Source organism: Bradyrhizobium sp. 159, assembly GCF_023073795.1.
In the GTDB taxonomy this organism is placed as follows: Bacteria; Pseudomonadota; Alphaproteobacteria; order Rhizobiales; family Xanthobacteraceae; genus Bradyrhizobium.
Map to the genome: position 1 here is coordinate 83,573 of NZ_JADPKE010000031.1, position 19,861 is coordinate 103,433.

At 64.5% G+C, this 19,861-nt stretch carries 22 protein-coding genes; 14 read left to right on the forward strand and 8 right to left on the reverse strand.

The genetic code is table 11. The features are described from left to right. The first annotated feature begins 9 nt into the window (after window positions 1–9). The 9 genes from IVA96_RS06620 (at window position 10) to IVA96_RS06660 (ending at window position 8,129) form a co-directional block, all read left to right on the forward strand. On the forward strand, window positions 10–162 hold the full coding sequence (locus IVA96_RS06620; RefSeq protein WP_008136857.1) for an aa3-type cytochrome c oxidase subunit IV: 153 nt from the start codon (window positions 10–12) through the stop codon (window positions 160–162). 138 nt (window positions 163–300) lie between these two features. Then, window positions 301–1,428, forward strand: coding sequence for a Re/Si-specific NAD(P)(+) transhydrogenase subunit alpha (locus IVA96_RS06625; protein WP_247416241.1), 1,128 nt, complete (start codon window positions 301–303; stop codon window positions 1,426–1,428). Between the two features lie 11 nt (window positions 1,429–1,439). After that, a complete protein-coding gene (locus IVA96_RS06630) occupies window positions 1,440–1,757 on the forward strand; it encodes a proton-translocating transhydrogenase family protein (protein ID WP_235543528.1) in 318 nt (105 codons plus the stop codon). Window positions 1,758–1,796: 39 nt separating this feature from the next. Next, window positions 1,797–3,194, forward strand: coding sequence for an NAD(P)(+) transhydrogenase (Re/Si-specific) subunit beta (locus IVA96_RS06635; RefSeq protein ID WP_247416244.1), 1,398 nt, complete (start codon window positions 1,797–1,799; stop codon window positions 3,192–3,194). A 210-nt stretch (window positions 3,195–3,404) separates the two neighbouring features. Continuing rightward, window positions 3,405–4,202 (forward strand): alpha/beta hydrolase, encoded by a 798-nt coding sequence (locus IVA96_RS06640; protein WP_247280177.1) that lies wholly within the window; start codon window positions 3,405–3,407, stop codon window positions 4,200–4,202. Next, window positions 4,156–5,634 carry a sodium:proton antiporter gene (locus tag IVA96_RS06645; protein ID WP_247416247.1) on the forward strand — a complete coding sequence of 493 codons (1,479 nt, stop codon included), beginning with the start codon at window positions 4,156–4,158 and terminating at the stop codon, window positions 5,632–5,634. Before IVA96_RS06640 ends, IVA96_RS06645 begins: the two co-directional genes overlap by 47 nt. 49 nt (window positions 5,635–5,683) lie before the next feature. After that, a complete protein-coding gene (locus IVA96_RS06650) occupies window positions 5,684–6,781 on the forward strand; it encodes an ionic transporter y4hA (protein ID WP_247416249.1) in 1,098 nt (365 codons plus the stop codon). Window positions 6,782–6,803: 22 nt separating this feature from the next. After that, window positions 6,804–7,088 (forward strand): cupin domain-containing protein, encoded by a 285-nt coding sequence (locus tag IVA96_RS06655; RefSeq protein ID WP_247280174.1) that lies wholly within the window; start codon window positions 6,804–6,806, stop codon window positions 7,086–7,088. Window positions 7,089–7,181: 93 nt separating this feature from the next. Beyond that, window positions 7,182–8,129, forward strand: coding sequence for a hypothetical protein (locus IVA96_RS06660; protein WP_247416252.1), 948 nt, complete (start codon window positions 7,182–7,184; stop codon window positions 8,127–8,129). Between the two features lie 21 nt (window positions 8,130–8,150). Here IVA96_RS06660 and IVA96_RS06665 read toward each other — a convergent pair whose 3' ends face one another. Next, a complete protein-coding gene (locus IVA96_RS06665; protein ID WP_247301578.1) occupies window positions 8,151–8,801 on the reverse strand; it encodes a tetratricopeptide repeat protein in 651 nt (216 codons plus the stop codon). Window positions 8,802–9,057: 256 nt separating this feature from the next. Then, window positions 9,058–9,351 (reverse strand): 30S ribosomal protein S21, encoded by a 294-nt coding sequence (rpsU, locus tag IVA96_RS06670; RefSeq protein ID WP_247280171.1) that lies wholly within the window; start codon window positions 9,349–9,351, stop codon window positions 9,058–9,060. A 262-nt stretch (window positions 9,352–9,613) separates the two neighbouring features. On the opposite strand from rpsU, the gene aqpZ reads away from it, so the two are divergent. Continuing rightward, window positions 9,614–10,336: an aquaporin Z gene (gene aqpZ / locus IVA96_RS06675; RefSeq protein ID WP_247280170.1), complete on the forward strand. Its 723-nt coding sequence runs from the start codon at window positions 9,614–9,616 to the stop codon at window positions 10,334–10,336. Window positions 10,337–10,370: 34 nt separating this feature from the next. Here the strand turns inward: aqpZ and IVA96_RS06680 are convergent, their stop codons facing one another. After that, the gene (locus IVA96_RS06680) at window positions 10,371–11,477 is read right to left on the reverse strand and encodes a 5-(carboxyamino)imidazole ribonucleotide synthase (RefSeq protein WP_247280169.1); all 1,107 of its coding nucleotides are present in this window, start codon (window positions 11,475–11,477) and stop codon (window positions 10,371–10,373) included. Then, the gene (gene purE, locus IVA96_RS06685) at window positions 11,474–11,962 is read right to left on the reverse strand and encodes a 5-(carboxyamino)imidazole ribonucleotide mutase (RefSeq protein ID WP_247280168.1); all 489 of its coding nucleotides are present in this window, start codon (window positions 11,960–11,962) and stop codon (window positions 11,474–11,476) included. Before purE ends, IVA96_RS06680 begins: the two co-directional genes overlap by 4 nt. A 141-nt stretch (window positions 11,963–12,103) precedes the next feature. Here purE and IVA96_RS06690 point away from each other — a divergent pair, with 141 nt between their 5' ends. Beyond that, entirely contained in the window at window positions 12,104–12,814 is a 711-nt protein-coding gene (locus IVA96_RS06690) for a GGDEF domain-containing protein (RefSeq protein WP_247280167.1), read from the forward strand. Window positions 12,815–12,816: 2 nt separating this feature from the next. Here the strand turns inward: IVA96_RS06690 and IVA96_RS06695 are convergent, their stop codons facing one another. The 3 genes from IVA96_RS06695 to IVA96_RS06705 all read right to left on the reverse strand — a co-directional run bounded on the left by IVA96_RS06695 (window position 12,817) and on the right by IVA96_RS06705 (window position 13,629). Next, on the reverse strand, window positions 12,817–13,068 hold the full coding sequence (locus tag IVA96_RS06695) for a hypothetical protein (RefSeq protein WP_247416255.1): 252 nt from the start codon (window positions 13,066–13,068) through the stop codon (window positions 12,817–12,819). A 21-nt stretch (window positions 13,069–13,089) separates the two neighbouring features. After that, window positions 13,090–13,308, reverse strand: coding sequence for a hypothetical protein (locus tag IVA96_RS06700; RefSeq protein ID WP_247280165.1), 219 nt, complete (start codon window positions 13,306–13,308; stop codon window positions 13,090–13,092). A 114-nt stretch (window positions 13,309–13,422) separates the two neighbouring features. Further along, the gene (locus IVA96_RS06705) at window positions 13,423–13,629 is read right to left on the reverse strand and encodes a DUF465 domain-containing protein (RefSeq protein WP_008546179.1); all 207 of its coding nucleotides are present in this window, start codon (window positions 13,627–13,629) and stop codon (window positions 13,423–13,425) included. Window positions 13,630–13,959: 330 nt separating this feature from the next. On the opposite strand from IVA96_RS06705, the gene IVA96_RS06710 reads away from it, so the two are divergent. Continuing rightward, window positions 13,960–14,139, forward strand: coding sequence for a DUF465 domain-containing protein (locus tag IVA96_RS06710; RefSeq protein WP_025034152.1), 180 nt, complete (start codon window positions 13,960–13,962; stop codon window positions 14,137–14,139). 168 nt (window positions 14,140–14,307) lie between these two features. On the opposite strand, the gene IVA96_RS06715 is transcribed toward IVA96_RS06710, so the two are convergent. After that, the gene (locus IVA96_RS06715) at window positions 14,308–15,411 is read right to left on the reverse strand and encodes an NAD(P)/FAD-dependent oxidoreductase (RefSeq protein WP_247416256.1); all 1,104 of its coding nucleotides are present in this window, start codon (window positions 15,409–15,411) and stop codon (window positions 14,308–14,310) included. A gap of 202 nt (window positions 15,412–15,613) precedes the next feature. On the opposite strand from IVA96_RS06715, the gene IVA96_RS06720 reads away from it, so the two are divergent. After that, window positions 15,614–18,301: an EAL domain-containing protein gene (locus IVA96_RS06720; RefSeq protein ID WP_247416258.1), complete on the forward strand. Its 2,688-nt coding sequence runs from the start codon at window positions 15,614–15,616 to the stop codon at window positions 18,299–18,301. A 35-nt stretch (window positions 18,302–18,336) separates the two neighbouring features. Beyond that, window positions 18,337–19,815, forward strand: a complete 1,479-nt coding sequence (locus IVA96_RS06725) for a glycerol-3-phosphate dehydrogenase (RefSeq protein WP_247416260.1) — start codon at window positions 18,337–18,339, stop codon at window positions 19,813–19,815. The last annotated feature ends 46 nt before the right edge of the window (window positions 19,816–19,861 follow it).

Consider the following 19,861-nt stretch of genomic DNA (forward strand, 5'->3'; position numbering starts at 1 on the left):
GGGACAATCATGGCTGACCATAGCGAAGTGGCGTACACCACCGCCGACGGCAACGACTACGTTGCGCACGAGCAGACCTACGAGGGCTTCATCAAGCTGGTGAAGTACGGCACGGCCTCGGTCGCGCTCATCGTGATCCTGATGGCGATCTTCCTCACCTGATCGATCGGCAGCTGCACACGCCAGCGGCAGCAGCTGCCCAGAAAATTTGCATACAAACTGGTCCCAGAACCGGTATCGAACGCCGCGGGAGTAACGCTTTAGTTTGCGCGCGCGCTGTCCTGCGCCGCCGGAGGCCTCATGAAGATTGCCGTTGCCAAGGAAATCGATCCGTCCGAGCCGCGGGTCGCCGCTTCGCCTGATACGGTGAAGAAATTCAAGGCGCTGGGCGCCGAGATCGCCGTCGAGCCGGGCGCCGGCCTCAAGTCGGGCCTGCCGGATTCCGAATTCACCGCCGTGGGCGCCGCTGTCAGCACTGATGCGCTGAAGGACGCCGACATCATCATCAAGGTGAAGCGCCCCGAGGCGTCGGAGCTCTCGCAGTACAAGCGCGGCGCGCTCGTCATCGCCATCATGGATCCCTATGGCAACGAGGCGGCGCTGAAGGCGATGGCCGATGCCGGCGTCTCCGCCTTCGCGATGGAATTGATGCCGCGCATCACCCGTGCGCAGGTGATGGACGTGCTGTCCTCGCAAGCCAATCTTGCCGGTTATCGTGCCGTGATCGAGGGCGCCGAGGCCTTCGGCCGCGCCTTCCCGATGATGATGACGGCGGCCGGCACCGTGCCCGCGGCCAAGGTGTTCGTGATGGGCGTCGGCGTTGCCGGTCTGCAGGCGATCGCGACCGCGCGCCGTCTCGGCGCCGTCGTGACCGCCACCGACGTGCGTCCCGCCACCAAGGAGCAAGTGGAATCGCTCGGTGCGAAATTCCTTGCCGTCGAGGACGAGGAGTTCAAGAACGCGCAGACCGCCGGCGGCTACGCCAAGGAAATGTCGAAAGAATACCAGGCCAAGCAGGCCGCGCTCACGGCCGAGCACATCAAGAAGCAGGACATCGTGATCACGACCGCGCTGATTCCGGGCCGGCCGGCGCCGAAGCTCGTCAGTGCCGAGATGGTCAAGTCGATGAAGCCGGGCTCGGTGCTGGTCGATCTCGCCGTCGAGCGCGGCGGCAACGTCGAGGGCGCCAGGGCCGGCGAGGTCGTTGACCTCGATGGCATCAAGATCGTCGGCTACACCAACGTCGCTGGCCGCGTCGCGGCCTCTGCCTCCAGCCTCTACGCACGCAATCTGTTCTCCTTCATCGAGACCATGGTCGACAAGACAGAGAAGAAGCTCGCCGTCAATTGGGACGATGAACTCGTCAAGGCCACTGCGCTCACGAAAGACGGCGCCGTCATCCACCCGAACTTCCAGCCGAAGGTTTAAGGAGAGTCGCCATGGAGCATGCTGCACAGGTCGTCGACCCCTTCATCTTCCGGCTGTCGATCTTCGTTCTCGCCGTCTTCGTCGGCTATTTCGTGGTGTGGTCGGTGACGCCGGCGCTGCACACCCCGCTGATGAGCGTGACCAACGCGATCTCCTCGGTGATCGTGGTCGGTGCGCTGCTCGCCGTCGGCGTCGGCATGATCTCGAGCGGCTCGGGCTGGGCGCGCGGCTTCGGCTTCGTCGCGCTCATCTTTGCCTGCGTGAACATCTTTGGCGGCTTCCTTGTCACGCAGCGCATGCTTGCGATGTACAAGAAGAAGTCGAAGTAAGCGGCCACCTCGGGCTGAAGGGACAGATGGGGACCTGAGATGAACGCCAATCTCTCTGCATTCTTGTATCTCGTGGCGGGGGTGCTGTTCATCCTGTCGCTGCGCGGGCTGTCGAGCCCGGCGACGTCGCGCCAGGGTAATTTGTTCGGCATGATCGGCATGGGCATCGCGGTTGCGACCACCCTCGCCAGCCATCCGCCTGCGGACGGCGTCGCCTGGATCCTCGTGATCCTCGGTATCGCCATCGGTGGCGCGATCGGCGCCGTGATCGCCCGCCGCGTGCCGATGACCTCGATGCCGGAACTGGTCGCCGCCTTCCACTCGCTGGTCGGCATGGCCGCGGTGCTGGTCGCCGCCGGCGCGTTCTACGCGCCCGAGGCCTTCGACATCGGCACCCCCGGCAACATCCATCCGCAGAGCCTGGTCGAGATGTCGCTCGGCGTCGCCATCGGCGCGCTGACCTTCACCGGTTCGGTGATCGCCTTCCTGAAGCTTTCCGCACGCATGAGCGGCGCGCCGATCATCCTGCCGTTCCGCCACGTCATCAACATCGCGCTCGCCGTGGCGCTGGTGTTCTTTATCGTCGGCCTCGTGCTGACCGGCAGCGCGCTCGACTTCTGGCTGATCGTCATCCTCGCCCTGGTGCTTGGCGTGCTCATGATCATCCCGATCGGCGGCGCCGACATGCCGGTCGTGATCTCGATGCTGAACTCCTACTCCGGCTGGGCCGCTGCCGGCATCGGTTTCACGCTCGGCAATTCCGCGCTGATCATCACCGGCGCACTGGTCGGCTCCTCGGGCGCGATCCTGTCCTACATCATGTGCCACGCGATGAATCGGTCCTTCATCTCGGTCATCCTCGGCGGCTTCGGCGGCGAGACCGCTGCGGCCGGCGGCGCTACGGGCGAGCAGAAGCCCGCCAAGCTCGGCTCGGCCGACGATGCTGCCTTCATCATGAAGAACGCCTCCAAGGTCATCATCGTGCCCGGCTACGGCATGGCGGTGGCGCAGGCCCAGCACGCGCTGCGCGAGATGGCCGACATCCTAAAGAAGGAAGGTGTCGAGGTGAAATATGCCATTCACCCGGTCGCCGGCCGCATGCCCGGCCACATGAACGTGCTGCTCGCCGAAGCCAACGTGCCCTATGACGAGGTGTTCGAGCTCGAGGACATCAACTCCGAATTCGCGCAGGCCGACATCGCCTTCGTGATCGGCGCCAACGACGTTACCAACCCGGCCGCCGAAGAGGACAAGACCTCACCGATCTATGGCATGCCCGTGCTCCAGGTCTGGAAGGCCGGCACCGTGATGTTCATCAAGCGCTCGCTCGCCTCCGGCTATGCCGGCATCGACAATCCGCTGTTCTATCGCGACAACACCATGATGCTGCTCGGCGACGCCAAGAAGGTCACCGAGAACATCGTCAAGGCGATGTAGCGCGGAAGCAAACGGACCGTGCCCATCACAAAGGAATGGCACCGGTCCCATCGCATGCCTCCCAAAGCGACGCGCGCGCAGCGCGCAGCCGGCGGGCCGCCCGCAAGGCGGCGTGCCGCTGCCGCGATGTTCCGGCCAGCCTCCGGCCCCATGTCATGAAATTGCTGCGGAGCCGTCGCAAGCCGTGAGCCGAAAGGCCGGCCGCGTATCATGACCATCGTCAAGTGGATCGCCATCCTGCTCGCGGCCGTCTATTGCGCCGGTCTCCTCGTGCTGTATGTCCGGCAGCGCCAGATGATGTTTCCGATCCCGCCCGCCGGTCGCACCGCACCCGATGCCGCGGGCCTTCCCGAGGCGGAAGAGCATGTCCTGACCACGTCGGACGGCGAGAAGGTCATCGTCTGGCACGTGCCGGCGAAGCGTGGCCGTCCCGTGATCCTGTATTTTCCGGGCAATGGCGATTTTCTCGCCGGTCGCGTCAGCCGCTTCAGGGCGATGACGGCCGACGGCACCGGCCTCGTCGCGCTGTCCTATCGCGGCTATGCCGGCTCGAGCGGTGCGCCGAGTGAGGAGGGTTTGCTGCGCGATGCCGCAGCTGCCTACGATTTCACGTCGGGGCGCTATGCCGCGGAACGGATCGTCGCCTGGGGCTTTTCGCTCGGCACCGGCGTGGCCGTCGCGCTCGCATCCGAGCATCCGATCGGCAAGCTGATCCTGGAGGCGCCCTATACCTCGGCGGTCGATATCGCCGCATCGGCGTTCCGGTTCGTGCCGGTGCGCCTCCTGATGCGCGACCCGTTTCGCTCCGACGAGCGGATCGCGCGCGTCACGGTGCCGCTGCTGATCATGCATGGCACCAATGACCTTGTCATTTCGATCGTGTTCGGAGAGCGTCTGTTTGCGCTCGCCCGCGGACCCAAGCAGTTCGTTCGCTTCGCGGGCGGCGGACACGACAATCTCGATGCTTTCGGTGCGATCGAAACGGCAAGGCGCTTCATTGAATCCTAAGCAGTTCGTCACGTGGCCCTGGCGCCTGGCCTTCGCCGCGATCCTCGCGTTATCGCCGCAACACGTATGGGCAGCGACCGGGCTCGATGGTGCCGCCATGGGCTGGCCCTATGCGCTGCCCTTTGCCGGCCTGTTGCTGTCGATCGCATTGGGTCCGCTGCTGCTTCCAAAAATCTGGCATCATCACTACGGCAAGATCGCCGCGGCCTGGTCGCTGCTGGCACTCGCCGCGCTCGTCATCTTTGCCGGGAGCATGGCAACGCTGGCGGCGCTCGTTCACGCCATGCTCGCCGAATATCTCGGCTTCATCGTGCTGCTGTTCTCGCTCTATTTCGTGGCCGGCGGCATCCTCATCACGGGCGACATCAAGGCCACGCCGGCGACCAATTTCGGCATCCTCGCGCTCGGCACATTGGGGGCGAGCATTGTCGGCACCACGGGGGCCGCGATGATCCTGATCCGTCCCTTGATCCGCGCCAACCGGCTGCGGCGCCACAATACCCATGTCGTCATCTTCTTCGTCATCCTGGTTGCCAATGTCGGCGGCGCGCTGAGCCCGCTCGGCGATCCCCCGCTGTTCGTCGGCTTCCTGCATGGCGTCGATTTCTTCTGGACCACGCGTACCATCTGGTTGCAGACCGCAATCGTGGCCGGACTGCTGCTCGCCATCTTCGTCGCCATCGACGTCTGGCGCTTCCGCAGCGAGTCGCCGCCCGGCGACACAGGTTGCGGGGAGCCGCTGCGCATCCGCGGCCTTGTCAATTTGGTGCTGATCGCGGCCATCGTCGCGAGCCTGCTGGCGTCGGCGATGTGGAAGCCCGGCATTGCCTTCGACATTCTCGGCACCAAGCTGCAATTGGAGGACGTCGTCCGCAATTTGGTGCTGCTGGCCATTGCGGCCTTGTCGGTTTGGCTGACGCCGGACGAGCACAGACTGGCCAACGGCTTCACCTGGGAGCCGATCCGCGAGGTCGCGAAACTGTTCGCCGGCATTTTCGTCGCGATCATTCCCGTCATTGCCATGCTCAATGCCGGCCATCACGGTGCCTTCGCCTGGCTGTTGTCGGCGGTGACGGCGCCGGACGGTGCGCCGCGCGAAGTCGCCTATTTCTGGTTCACCGGCCTGATGTCGGCGTTCCTCGACAATGCGCCGACCTATCTGTTGTTCTTCGAACTCGCCGGCGGCGACCCGCAAGTGCTAATGCATGAACTCTCGGGTACGCTCGCCTCGATCTCCATGGGTGCGGTCTACATGGGTGCGCTCACCTATATCGGCAATGCGCCGAACTTCATGGTGAGCAGCATTGCCAGCGAGAACGGCATCGAGATGCCGAGCTTCTTCGGCTATATGCTGCGCGCCGGCGCCGTGCTGATTCCGCTGTTCCTGCTGCTGACGCTGCTGCCGGTCGCGCCGATCCTGCACTGGCATTGAATCTCACGCCTGATTTGCTACTGCTCATGCCAGCAAATGGAAGCGGTGGATGAGCGCACATAACCCGATGCCCCGGTCGGCCTGGATCTTCCCGGCGCTGGCCGTGCTGTTGTTCGCGGCTGTTAGCGCGACGGACTACGTGTTCACGCTGTCGCTCGGCGGGCTCGTCTTCGCCATTGTCCTTCTGATCATCCTGTTCGGCACCGTATTTGCCGCGGTTCATCATGCCGAAGTGATCGCTGAGCGGGTCGGCGAACCCTATGGCACGCTGGTGCTGACGCTCTCGGTGACCATCATCGAAGTGGCGCTGATCACCACGATCATGCTGGGCGACAAGCCCGCCCCGGCGCTCGCGCGCGACACCGTGTTCGCCGTGGTCATGATCGTCTGCAATGGCCTCGTCGGGCTCTGCATCTTCATCGGCGGTCTGCGTTATCGCGAGCAGGGTTTCCAGCTCTCCGGGGCCAACGTCTATCTCAGCGTCCTGTTTGCGCTTGCCACCATCACGCTGATCATGCCGAACTACACCACCACCACGCCCGGGCCGGTCTATTCGGCGGTTCAGCTCGGTTTCGTCGACGTGGTCACGCTCGCGCTTTATGCGGTGTTTCTCTACACCCAGACCGTCCTGCACAAGGATTACTTCGTTCATGAACGGGCGCAGGGCGAGGGCGGGGAGGTGCACCTGTCAAGTGGGGCGCTCGCGCTCACCGTGGCGCTGCTCTTGGTCTCACTTCTGGCGGTCGTGCTGCTCGCCAAGAAATTCTCGCTGGTGGTCGATGCCGTGGGCGCCAGGATCGGCGCGCCGCCGGCCTTCGCCGGCCTTCTGGTCGCGCTCCTGATCCTGCTGCCCGAGGGCGTCGCGGCCATCGCGGCTGCCCGCAAGAACGACCTCCAGAAGAGCATTAACCTCGCGCTCGGATCGTCACTCGCGACCATCGGGCTGACCATCCCGGCCGTCGGCGTCGCCACCTACGCGCTCGACAAGGAGCTCGAACTCGGCCTCAACGCCCAGGGCAGCGTGCTCTTGCTCCTGACCTTCTTCTTGAGCATGCTGACCTTCGGCACCGGGAGGACCAATGTCCTGTTCGGTCTGGTCCACATGGTGGTATTTGCCGTCTACGTGTTCATGGTCTTCGTGCCCTGAAGCGCGACAAGGAGAGTTCCCGATGCTTGCCGCCCAGTCCGAGGTTCAGGTCGACAACGCGCAGGTTCGCGTGACCGAGTGGCGACTTGCGCCGGGGAGCGCCACCGGGCATCACACGCACGGCATGGACTATGTGATTGTACCCGTGGTGGCGGGGGAGATGACCATCGTGGCACCCGGCGGTGAGAGATCCAAGGCGCAGCTTGCGGCCGGGAAATCCTATTTCCGCAAGGCTGGCGTCCAGCATGACGTACTTAACGAAACCTCAACCGAGATCGTGTTCCTTGAAGTCGAGCTAAAACCGTAGGTTGGCGTTGCTGTTTGCCATCGATCCGTCGCAGTTGATCCCTCACAATGCCCCAAAGTTCCCGCATCAGATCGCGCGGGGAGTGGCCGAGAAATGCTGAAATACCTCGCTAAAATCTCGATGGATATTTTCCCCTCGGTGCTCGCGACGATCATCGGGGCTTACATCGTTAATCACTACATCAATGCCAAGCCCGCACCCGATACTCCTGCGGCCGTGGCGGTGCCTGCCCAGGCTGGCAGTGAGGGCAAGCCGGCGGATACCGCCAGCCTTCCCGCGCCCGGCGTCAAGGCCAAGGGTGTCTCCGAGAAGAGCGTCTCCGAGAAGAACGCTGCGGACAAGCCGGCGGCCGAGAAACCTGCCGATCATCAGCCTTCTGCCGAGACCAAGGCCGCAGACGTTGCTCCCGCCGAGACCAGCCCGCGCGGCCGCACCGCCGCGCGCGAAAAGGCGGCCGCCAAGTCCGCTCCGGCTGCTGCGGTTCCCGCCACCGCCCCGATGGTGGAGGCCAATTCGGCGCCGGCTGCGGCTTCCCCGGCCGCGGCCCCCGACGCCAACGATCTCGTGCGTGCCGCGATCGAGCGTCTGCGCAAGTCGCCTGAGGGCAAAGCCGCTGAGGCCAAATCAATCGAGACCAAGTCTTCCGAGACCAAGCCGGCTGAAAGGCCGGCAGAGCCTGCGGTACGGGAAGCAACCCGTACCCCGGAGGCGCCGCGTGTGATCACCGCGGAGCCGTCCACGGTGCGTCCGCTGCCGCCGCCGATCACTGTGTCGACGCCGTCACCCGAGGCCTATGGCAATAGCGGCTCGTCGCCGCTCAACCCGCCTTACACGGCCTCGGTCGGAAATGACGACCCGAATCGGATCACGCCGCCGGCTGACATTCCCGTGCCGGTGATCGCACCGCCGCTCGATCTGCGCGCCGACGCCGCCGCGACCACGACCATGCGGCGGCCGAAGACCAATGTCGCCGATGAGATGCTGTCCGGCGTGAAGTCGATGTTCCACGCCGTTTTGCCAAAACCCGCCACTCCCGATTAGGACGGCATCTGAGCCGCGCTGTCAGCCGCCGACCCGGGCGAGGCCGCTGCGGGCGGCATCGTCGCGTGGGCGAAGCGAGACCGCCTTGGTGTAGGACGCCGCTGCCTTGGCCCTGTCGCCCAGCCGCTCATAGGCCTGTCCGCGGGTGGTCCAGACCTGGGCGTTGTGCGGATCGGACTCGGAGGCCTCGTCCAGATCGGCTGCGGCTTCCTTGATCTTGCCGAGCGCGAGATAGCTGGTGGCGCGGCCGAGCAGCGGCTCGACCTTCTGCGGGTTGAGCCCGCTCGCAGCGCTGAAATCGGCGATTGCGAAATCGTGCTGGTTATTGCCCTGATAGATCAAGGCACGGCCATAGAGCGCCTGCGCGTTGTAGGGATCGAGCCCGACCGCGCGATTGAATTCGTCGAGCGCAGCTGCGGCCTCGCCTGACTTCGCCAAGGATTGGGCCTTTGCCGTGTGCGCCTGAGCTTCGCTGACGTTGCCGGCGCTGACCGCGCTTTCGGCGGTCGCGATCGCCTTCGGCGCCTCCTGAGGCTTCTCCTTCTCCGGCATCAGCGATCCCAGATCGAAGGAGCAGCTGCACAGCGCAATCCCCATCAAAGCCAACACGAACGGTTGCTGCCAGATCTGGCGTAGCCGCGCCAAGCTGCGCTCGGGGAAAGGGGAGGCCATCTACGGTTCGCTCGCGCTAGAGCATGGTCCGAAAAAATGTAAAGCGGTTCTCCCTCGCGACAAACGCGGAAATGCGTTTGCGCGGAGATCATGCTCAAACAACAAACCAAAGCGCGATTGACGTTCAATCCCAATCTCATCGTGCTTTAGTGCCGCATCGGTGGCGCCCCTGTCCCAGAATAGGCACCGCTCAAAACAATAACGCGGGCCAGGGGCCCGCGTTATCGAAGACTAAAGTCTTGCAAGATCCGCTAGATCAGCGCGGTCCGCGCGGACCTGCACCCGGGCCGCGACCGCCACGATCACCGCCCGGACCTGCGCCGAACACCGGCTTCGGCTTCATCGGCAGCAGGCCTTCGCGCTGCAGCTTCTTGCGGGCCAGCTTGCGTGCGCGGCGCACGGCTTCGGCCTTTTCGCGGGCCTTCTTCTCGGACGGCTTCTCGTAATGACCGCGGAGCTTCATCTCGCGGAAAATTCCCTCGCGCTGCATCTTCTTCTTCAGCGCCTTGAGGGCTTGATCGACATTGTTATCGCGGACGAGAACCTGCACGCGGCATCCTCTTCAGGTGGATCGGATTTGAATTCTGGTAAGAATTAAGGGGATGGCAAAACGCGCAAGCCCTTAACCTTGAGCGCGCGGATGTATCAGACAAAACTGCAGATGTCCACCGGCCAAGCGGGGTTTCGGGCCAATTTCGGCCACTAAATGCGGCGAAAATACCTCTGTGCGGCCCCGATTTGGGCGATTTGACGTCCATGGCGGGGTCGTTTCCGGAGCTTTGTTCCGGAAACTTGAAATCAGGGGACGACACATGGACATGAAAAAATACGCCGCCGAAGCCATCGGCACTTTCTGGCTCACATTCGCAGGCTGCGGCAGCGCCGTCATTGCCGCCGGCTTTCCCCAGGTCGGCATCGGACTGGTCGGTGTGTCGCTGGCGTTCGGGCTGAGCGTCGTCACCATGGCCTATGCGATCGGCCACATCTCGGGTTGCCACCTCAATCCGGCCGTCACGGTCGGCCTCGCTGCCGGTGGCCGTTTTCCGGCTGGCCAGATCCTGCCCTATGTGATCGCACAGGTGGCGGGCGCCATCGTTGCCGCGTCGCTGCTCTATGTCATCGCGAGCGGGGCGCCCGGATTTGACGTCACCAAGGGCTTCGCGTCGAACGGCTATGACGCGCATTCGCCCGGCCAGTACAGCATGATCGTGTGCTTCCTCACCGAAGTGGTGATGACCATGATGTTCCTGTTCATCATCATGGGCGCCACCCATGGCCGTGCGCCCGCGGGCTTCGCGCCGCTCGCGATCGGGCTCGCGCTGGTGATGATCCATCTCGTCAGTATCCCCGTCACCAACACCTCGGTGAACCCGGCGCGCAGCACCGGCCCCGCGCTGTTCGTCGGCGGCTGGGCGCTGTCGCAGCTCTGGCTGTTCTGGGTCGCGCCATTGATCGGCGGCGCGCTAGGCGGGGTGATCTACCGCTGGCTCAGCGAGGAGCCTACAGGTGTCGTCGCGGGCGCAAAGACGGCGTGATCGCAAGGGGATCGCAGCGATTGCTGCGGTCCCCTCATTTGGCTTTTGTCGGCCTGACTTCGGTGACGTGTCCCATCTTGCGGCCGGGGCGCGGCGCGCCCTTGCCGTAGATGTGCACCGTGGCGCCAGGAACCGTCAGCCACTTGTCGTAGTCATTGATCTCGTCGCCAATCAGATTGGTCATGGTGACGCATTCGCCGTGGCGCACGGGCTTGCCGAGGGGCCAGCCGGCGATGGCGCGGATGTGCTGCTCGAATTGCGACACGGACGCGCCGTCCAGCGTCCAGTGTCCGGAATTGTGCACGCGCGGAGCGATCTCGTTGACCAGCACCTTCGGTCCGGTGCCATTGGTGAGCACGAACATCTCGACGGCGAGCACGCCGACATAGTCGAGCGCGCTGGCGATCTTGCTGGCGATGCTGCGCGCTTCTTCGGCGAGCGAGTCCGCGATCGGTGCGGGCGCGCGCGATATCTTGAGAATGTGGTCGCGGTGCTCATTCTCGGTGACGTCGAAGCACTCGACCTGACCCGTCGCCGCGCGGGCGGCGATCACGGAAATCTCGCGCTCGTAGGGCACGAATGCCTCCAGGATCGCCGATTTGGTGGCGAGACTGGTCCACACCTTGGCGATATCGTCGCCCTCGCGGATGATGGCTTGGCCCTTGCCGTCATAACCGAAGCGGCGGGTTTTAAGCACGGCTGGAAGGCCGATCCCGACGATCGCCTCGCGCAACGAAGCCACCGAGGTGACGTCGGCGTAAGCGGCGGTGCCGATGCCGAGCCGGGTGACAAAATCCTTCTCGGCCAATCGATCCTGGGTGGTCTCGAGGATCTTGCGGTTGGGCAGCACCGGGCGGCGCGCGTCCAGCACCATCGCGGCGGCCGCCGGCACGTTCTCGAATTCGTAGGTGATGACGTCGACGTCGTTGGCGAACAGCTCGAGCGCCTCGACATCGGCATATTCGGCGCAGGTTGCATTGAGGACAACGTCGAAGGCCGGCGAGTCCGGATCGGGCGAGAAGACCTGGCAGCGCAGCCCGAGCCGCGCCGCAGCCATCGCCAGCATCCGGCCCAATTGTCCGCCGCCGAGGATTCCGATGGTGTCGCCCGGCTTCAGCGTCACCTGCTTTGCGTCAGTCACGCCTTGTCCTCCGGGCGCTCGGCAACTGCCTCGGTCTGCGCCTTGCGCCAGGCGGCAAGGCGACCGGACAGGGCGGGATCGGACAGCGCCAGCACGGAAGCTGCCAGCAGCGCGGCGTTGATCGCGCCGGCCTTGCCGATGGCGAGGGTGCCCACCGGGATACCCGCGGGCATCTGAACGATCGAATACAGCGAATCGAGGCCTTTGAGCGTCTTCGATTCGACGGGCACGCCGAACACCGGCAGCTCCGTCAGCGCCGCCGCCATGCCGGGCAGATGCGCGGCGCCGCCAGCGCCGGCGATGATGACCTTGTATCCCGCCGCCTTGGCGCCTTTGGCGAAGGCAAACAGGCGATCGGGCGTGCGATGGGCCGAAACGATGCGGGTGTCGGCGGCGACGCCGAGCGCGGCAAGCGTGTCGGCGGCATGCCGCATCGTGTCCCAGTCCGACTGGCTTCCCATGATGATGGCGATCGGCGCGGTCATGACGTCAATTGTGCCCGGAAAACAGAAAGATAGGCCAGATTAAAGGTTCCGGCCGGCGGCTCGCAAGGCGGTGGCAAGGAGAAGGGAATGCACTATCCTGTCTTGGTGAATCCCCGCAAGCCTTCATTGAGCAGGATGCCCATGAAGAAACCAAAAAGGGCGAGTGCTGCGAAGGCCGAAAAGGGCCGGAAGACCAGCGCCAGCCGTTCCAAAGCCGCTGCCAAGCCTCCGGCCAGACCGTCGCGGCGCCGAACGCAGGCCAATGGCGCCACGGAAAGCATCAAGGCGACCATCCGCGGCTTGCGGAGCAAGCTGAAGGCGGCGGAGCGGCGGGTCGCGGAGCTCGAAGCGGCCGCTGACACCGATTTCCTGCTCGAGATTCCGAACCGGCGCGGCTTCGAGCGCGAGCTCAACCGCGCCATCGCCTACATGAAGCGCTACCGCGCCAGCGGCGCGCTGATCGTGCTCGACGTCGATCGGCTGAAGCCGATCAACGATTCCTTCGGACACGCCGCCGGCGACGAAGTGCTCAAGGCGATTGCCGCGACCCTGACGCGGCAGGTCCGCGCCTCGGACGTGGTCGGCCGTCTTGGCGGCGACGAGTTCGCGCTGCTGCTGTGGAATCTCAGCGAGACCGACGCCAAAGCGAAGGCCGCCTCGTTCGAGCAGGCGATCGACGAATTGTCCTTCACCTTTCGGGGCCAGCACGTGGCTGCGGGCGCCTCCGCCGGCGTCGCGTTGCTGGGGGCGCAGTCCGACGCTGGCCGCGCCCTCGAGGAAGCCGATGCCGCCATGTATGTGCGCAAGGCGTGCCGGCGGCACGAGCCGCGGACCAGGTTGGCCGGGAGCTAATCCTACAGCGCGGTGAGATCTTGTGGCACATTGCCGAACTTGCGCAGCAATGTGGCGTCGCCGAATTCGCCGGTCATGGGATCGCCGCTGCGGCTTAACGCGATCGCGCCGATGTGACCAGCGCCGCGCGATAGGATTTCGGCGCGCCGCAACGCGGCCGTCGAGCTCTGGCACTCCTCTGCGGCGCCCGCGACGGGCGATCCGTCAGCATCGATCAGGAAGGGCATTGCAACGTAGTAGGTTACATCCGACATGGCGTTGCTCCGATGTTGAACTCAGGCGGCGCTGCTTTTGCTTCGCATCTTGCCGGGCGAGATCTCCGGAACGCAGCCGGCGGAAATCGCCGCCTGCAATTCCTCCAGCTCGGCTTCCAGATATTCATTGGCCATGATCAGCGCCTTGATGGTGCTGCGCAGATTGCCGTCGCACATCGCGATCGCCTGATCGCAGGCCTGTTCATAATGGCTGTTGTCGAGAAGGGCGGTTGCCGACATCTGCGTTGTCCTTGGCGTTTCCTGGGGCGTTGGAAGGCAGAATGTTCCTATTTTGTTCTCATTGAGTCAAGCAGATTCACGCACCCGCAAGCCGCGGCAAGGCCGCCTTGCGGATCAGGCGATGATGTCGGGCGTGATCTGGTCTTCAATGAAGGCGATGCGGTCGCGCAACAACAGCTTGCGCTTCTTCAACCGTTGTAACCGCAACAGGTCGGGGGCGGGCGACTGATGCAGTGCATCGATCGCCGCATCGAGGTCTCGGTGTTCCTGCTGCAACCGGGTGAGCTCGGCTTCGAGCTCACGCTCGTCTTCATTGGTCATGTCTGCGGTGGCCGAAAACCGATAGCCGTGAGATCTGGGCTGTGGATGCCCTGTGGAAATTATCGTCCTTGCGCGGCGTGACCGCAAGCGATCTGCGGCCGCCGGCCGCCGATCTTCCGCAACATATTTCTGCGGGTCGCCGCGGCGCTGCGCAAGCGCATTGATATCATGGATTTTTTCTGCGTGGTTCCCTTACTCACGCTTCGTTACATATGAATTTTCAAAAATGACGGCGCAACCACGGATACCCATCGACAGAACGAATCGGTGATGTAGACTTCCCTCGTCCGGATCGAATCCTGAGGTTCAACCCTACCGAGGAGGTTTCGAATGACAATTCAGGCACATCTTGTTGAATTGGAACGGAAGCACAAACTTCTCGAAAACGAATTGCACGAAGCTCTCGTGCACCTTTCAACAGACGACCTGCAAATTGTTGAGTTGAAGCGCCGGAAGTTGATGGTCAAGGACCAGATCGAGCGTCTGAAGCAAGGCGACACGCTCCACTAGTGATCCCCGCAACAGCGTAGAGTTGATCGTACTCCTTAGGCAGGGATGAGCGCCTTTGCGCTCATCCCTGCTGCAAGGAGCGCGCGTCGTGCAAATTTGTGCGGCGTCAGCCTTTTGCTTCGACGCATTTTCTTGACGCAAACCGGTATCCGCTTTGCTCGAAACGCTCTAGATGTCCGCGAGCTCAGCGACGTGATCCGCGATTGCGAGCGACGACGTCAGTCCCGGCGATTCGATGCCGAACAGGTTGATCAAGCCTGCCACGCCGTGATCGCGCGGGCCCTGCATCAGAAAATCCTGCGTCGCCACCGCTGGCGGCACGATCTTCGGGCGAATGCCAGAATAGCTCGGCATCAACGCCCCGTCGGGCAGCGTCGGCCAGTATTTGCGGATCGCGGGATAGAAGCGCTCGGCGCGTGCCGGATCGACCTCGTAATTGATGGTCTCGATCCACTCGACGTCGGGGCCGAAGCGGGCCTGACCTGCCATGTCCAGCGTCAGGTGCACCCCCAACCCGCCGGGCTCGGGCACCGGGTAGATCAGGCGCGAGAACGGCGCCCTGGCACTGCAGCTGAAATAATTTCCCTTGGCGAGATAGGCCGGCGGAATCCGGTCCAGCGGCATGCCGTCGATGTTACGCGCCACATTCGTCGCCGAGAGTCCCGCGGCGTTGACGAGAAGGCTGCATTGCAGCGTCATCGGCGCCTCACCGCCGGCCTCGATCTCGATGCCGTCGGCGGCGGCCTTGGCACGGACCAGCGGCGTGTGGAACGCGAAGGCCGCGCCGGCCTCCTCGGCTTCGCCGCGTAGCGAGAGCATGTAGGCGTGGCTGTCGATGATGCCGGTCGACGGCGACAGCAGCGCGGCGTCGCAGGCGAGCGCCGGCTCGAGCGCGCGTGCGGCCTCGCCCGAAAGCAGTTGCATGTCGAGCACGCCGTTGGCTTCGGCATGCGCCTTGATCGATTGCAGCTTCTCGGTCTCTTCCGCGCTGGTCGCGACGATCAGCTTGCCACAATTCTTGTGCGGGATGCCGCGCTCGGCGCAGTAGCGGTACAGCGCCTGCTTGCCGCCGACGCACATGCGCGCCATCCAGCTCCCGGCGCGGTAGTAGATGCCGGCATGGATCACCTCGCTGTTGCGCGAGGAGGTGACGGTGCCGATGGCCTCGGCTTCCTCGAGCACGACGACCTCGCGCCCGGTCTGAGCGAGCCTTCGAGCCACCGCGAGCCCGATCACGCCGGCTCCGATGACGACGCAATCGACCCTATCCATGGTCGTGCAGGACGTCAGTTGGGAGGGCCGGTGGCAGTGGGCCTTGAGGCGACGGCGCGCGGCCGTTTTCCGTTAAGGAAGCATTTATCATGTCAGGGCAATTGCCGTGTTTCGCGTCACATTTTTCCGTTGCGCGTACAGGCGTTTACCCGATCCAAACCCGCGAAGCCAGACAATCCGGCGTTGAAATCGCGGGTGGCGGATGGCTGAGAAAAACTGGCACGCGGGCAGTGCGCTTCCGATTGCTGTGCAGGCCGTCGTGTGCCTGGCCGGCGCGGTCGGCCCTGCGCACGCCTTTGCGCTGTCGGACAGCTTCACCGCTCCGAGTGATCTCGCCAAGCTCGATCCCAACGTGATCTGGGAAGTCCTGATCGCGAGCATCGTCGTCTGCTCGTTCCTCGCCGCGATCGCGCTATGGATCCATTCCTCGCTGCGGCGGACCAGGCGTTCGCAGATGCGGCGCAATGCCTTCGTCTCCTCGGCAATGAACAATCTCAACCAGGGCGTGGTGATGACGGATGCGCAGCGGCGCGTCATCTTCTGCAACGACCGCTATCTCGAGATCTATGGCCTGACGCGGTCGGATATCCGGGCCAACATGAACGGCTCCGAACTCCTCGAGCTGCGACGCAAGCGCGGGGTGCTCGGCGGCGCCTCGGTTGACGAGTTCTACGAGAAGGCGGCAAGCAGCAACGGTTTGATCACCGAGCTGCCGGATGGACGGGCCATCCTGGTGAAATTTTACGTGCTGCCGAACGGCGGTTCGGTGGCGACGCATCTCGACGTCAGCGAACAGCGGCGGCTTTCGCAACAGCTCGCCTCCACCAAGCAGTTCCTGGAAACCGTGCTGGACAATGTGCCGGCCTGTGTTGCCGCGAAGAGCATCGAGGACGGCCGCTACATCTTCGCGAACACCGCCTATGAGCGCTTCTGGGGCTTCTCGCGGGATCACGTGGTCGGCAAGAATGCGCGCGAGTTGTTTTCGCCCGCCTCGGCGGCCACTATCGAGGCGACCGACCAGGCCGCGCTCAACTCGCCGGACGGTCAATTCCGCAACGACTTCGAGGTCGAGCGTGGCGGGGAGCAGCGCATGGTCGCCTCGATCCGGATCGCGGTCCGCAATGAAAGCAACAGGCCCGGATTCCTGCTGCTGGTATTCGAGGACATCACCGACCGCCGCTCGCTGTCGCAGGAACTGGAGAGCACCAAGAAGTTCCTCGAGCTCGTGGTCGACAACATTCCGGTCGCGCTGATCGTCGAGCAAGTCAAGGACGGCCGCTATTTGCTCGCCAACCGCAGCGCCGAGACGATTCTCAACCGCAGGCGGGAGGAAGCCACGGGCCTGACTGCCGCGGATATCTTCAATCCTAAGGAAGCCAAGCTGATCATCGCGCGCGACGAGGCTGCAATCAAGAAGCGCGGGATGATCACCGAGGAGCATCCGATCTCCACTAAGGACGGCTTGCGTCTGTTCCTGACACGCCGCGCCACCGTGTTGAGCGATGCCGGCGAGCCGCAATATCTGATCAAGACCCATGAGGACGTCACCGATCGCCGCCAGACCGAGTCGCGCATGGCGCACATGGCCTATCACGACGGCCTCACCGATCTGCCGAACCGCGCCGCCTTCCTCCAGGCGCTGACCCAGATGATCGAGGCCTGCGAAGGCACGGTCGAGGAGTTTGCCGTCCTGTGCGTGGACCTCGACGGCCTCAAGGAGGTCAACGACGTCTTCGGCCATGCGCTCGGAGACAAGCTCCTGATCGAGGTGGCCCAGCGGCTCCAGGACTCCGCGCGCGGCGGCGTGGTGGCGCGCCTGTCGGGCGACGAATTCGGTCTCATCATCGACGGCAAGCAGCCGGACGCCGGAATGGCGCTGGCGCAGCAGATCGGCGAAGCCGTCGCCCGGGAATTCCAGATTGATGGCCGGCCGGTTCGCGCCGGCATCACCACTGGCATGTCGGTCTTCCCGCACAATGGCGCCGACGGCGCTTCGCTGCTTGCCAATGCCGGCGCGGCGCTGTTCCGCGCCAAGCAGAAGTCGCGCGGCACGATCAGCCTCTACCAGCCGGAGATGGACCAGCAGATCCGCGATCGCCGCGTGCTGCACCAGGACCTATCGATGGCGATCAAGAAGGGCGAGCTCTCGCTCGCCTTCCAGCCGCAGGGCGCCGCCGGCCACAGCGTCGCCGAGAGCGAGATCATCGGCTTCGAGGCATTGGCGCGCTGGCAGCATCCGGTGCGTGGCCAGGTCTCGCCGGCCGAATTCATCCCGATCGCGGAAGAGAGCGGCCTGATCGTCGAGATGGGCCAGTGGATCCTGCGCGAGGCCTGCCGTGAGGCGGCGTCCTGGCCAAAACCGCTCCAGGTCGCCGTCAATCTGTCGCCGGCGCAGTTCATGCACGGTGACGTGGTTGGCCTCGTCCATTCGATCCTGATCGAGACCGGCCTTGCACCCGGCCGGCTCGAGCTGGAGATCACCGAGGGCGTGCTGATCGAGGACTTTGATCGAGGCCTTGCGCTGCTGCGCCGGCTGAAGGCGCTCGGCGTGCGTATCTCCATGGACGATTTCGGCAGCGGCTATTCCTCGCTGAGCTATCTCCAGGCGTTCCCGTTCGACAAGATCAAGATCGACCGAGCCTTCATCATCAATCTCGGCCGCAACCCGCAATCGGCGGCAATCGTGCGAGCCGTGATCGATCTCGGCCACGGCCTCGAAATGTCAATCATCGCCGAGGGCGTCGAGACCACCGACCAGCTCGCCTTCCTTGCCAAGGAGGGCTGCGACGGCGTGCAGGGCTATCTGCTCGGCAAGCCCCTGCCGATCGGGAAATATGCCGGCCTCGTCGGCCGCGCTGAGGTCATGGAGCTTGCGCTCAAGACCGGCTAATGATGATGGGGCGCTTCGCTCCTTCTCGTCGGCTCATGGCGGATTACGACCTTGCGATCATCGGCGGCGGCCTGAACGGTGTCAGCCTCGCGCGCGATGCGGCTGGCCGCGGTCTGCGGGTCGTCCTGTTCGAGCAGGGCGATCTCGGCGCCGGGGCGTCGTCGGCGACGCCGCGGCTGATCCACGGCGATCTGTCGGTTCTGGAACGGCGCGGGTTCTGGCGGGTGCGCCGGGCGCTGATGGAGCGGCGGACCTGGCTCAGGATCGCGCCGCATCTGGTCCGGCCGATGCAGTTCGTCATTCCCGCCCATTCCGACGAACGTCCGCCATGGCTGCTGCGCGCCGGCCTATTCCTTTATGACAGCCTCTCAAGCCGGAGCGGGCTGCCCGTCGCGACAACCCTCGACATCACGCATCATCCGGTTGGCAACGCGCTGAAGCGTCCGTTCGGCACGGCGTTCGAATATTCGGATTGCGTCGTCGATGATTCCCGCCTGGTGGTGGTCACGGCGCTCGATGCCGCCGAGCGTGGCGCGGTGATCCGGACCGGCGCCCGCTGCGTCCGTGCCGATCGAACCGACACCTGGCGGCTTGCGGTGGTCGATCGGGGCCAGCGCCGCACGATCACGGCCCGGGCGCTAGCCAACGCGACCGGGGCCTGGACGTCGATGGTGGCGGAGACTGTGCTGCGGCAGCCGTTGCTCGCCATGGCCGCCGTGCAGATGAGCCAGATCATCGTGCCGCGGCTGTTCGAATCCGATAACGTCTACGTCTTGCAGAACAACGATGGACGGCTGATCTTTGCCCGGCCCTTCGAGCGCGACTTCACCCTGATCGGCACGGTCACGCGTGAGTTCACCGGCGATCCCGCGATCGTGGCGATGCCTGGGACCGATATCAGCTATCTCTGCGAGGCGGCCAGCCGCTATTTCCGCGAGCGCGTTACCCCGTCCGACGTGGTCCGGACGGTCTCCGGCGTCAACCTGGCGCTGGCGTCCGCACGCAGACGTGATGGCACGACCCTGTTCCACGCGCGCCGGCGCAAGGCGCCGTTGATCACGATGTTCGGCGGCGACATTACGACGTCGCGCCTGCGCGCGGAGAGGGCGGTGACGAAGTTGGCGCGGTTCTATCCGATGTCGCCGCGCTGGACCGCCGGCGCAGCGCTGCCCGGCGGGGATTTTGCCTGGAATCGTTTTGACACCGAGGTCGATCTCGCGCGCGACCGCTGGCGCTTTCTCTCGGAGCCGCAGGCCCAGCGGCTGGTTGCCGCCTACGGCTCGCGGTTAGCGGCGGTGCTCGGCGAGGCCAAGATCCGTGAAGAGCTCGGTCCCGCCTTCGGTCCCGAGCTGACCGGAGCCGAGGTGCGCTATCTCATGACCCACGAATGGGCGCGCTTCCCAGAGGACATCCTGTGGCGCCGTTCCAAGCTTGGTCTGACCATGTCCTCAGCGGATCGCGACGCGCTGGCCGCGTTCATGGCGGGTGTGAACGATTCATCCCGAACCGGTTGAGCTAGGCACGATCGGCCGCTAGCGTGCGGCGGAATCGGGGTTGGCA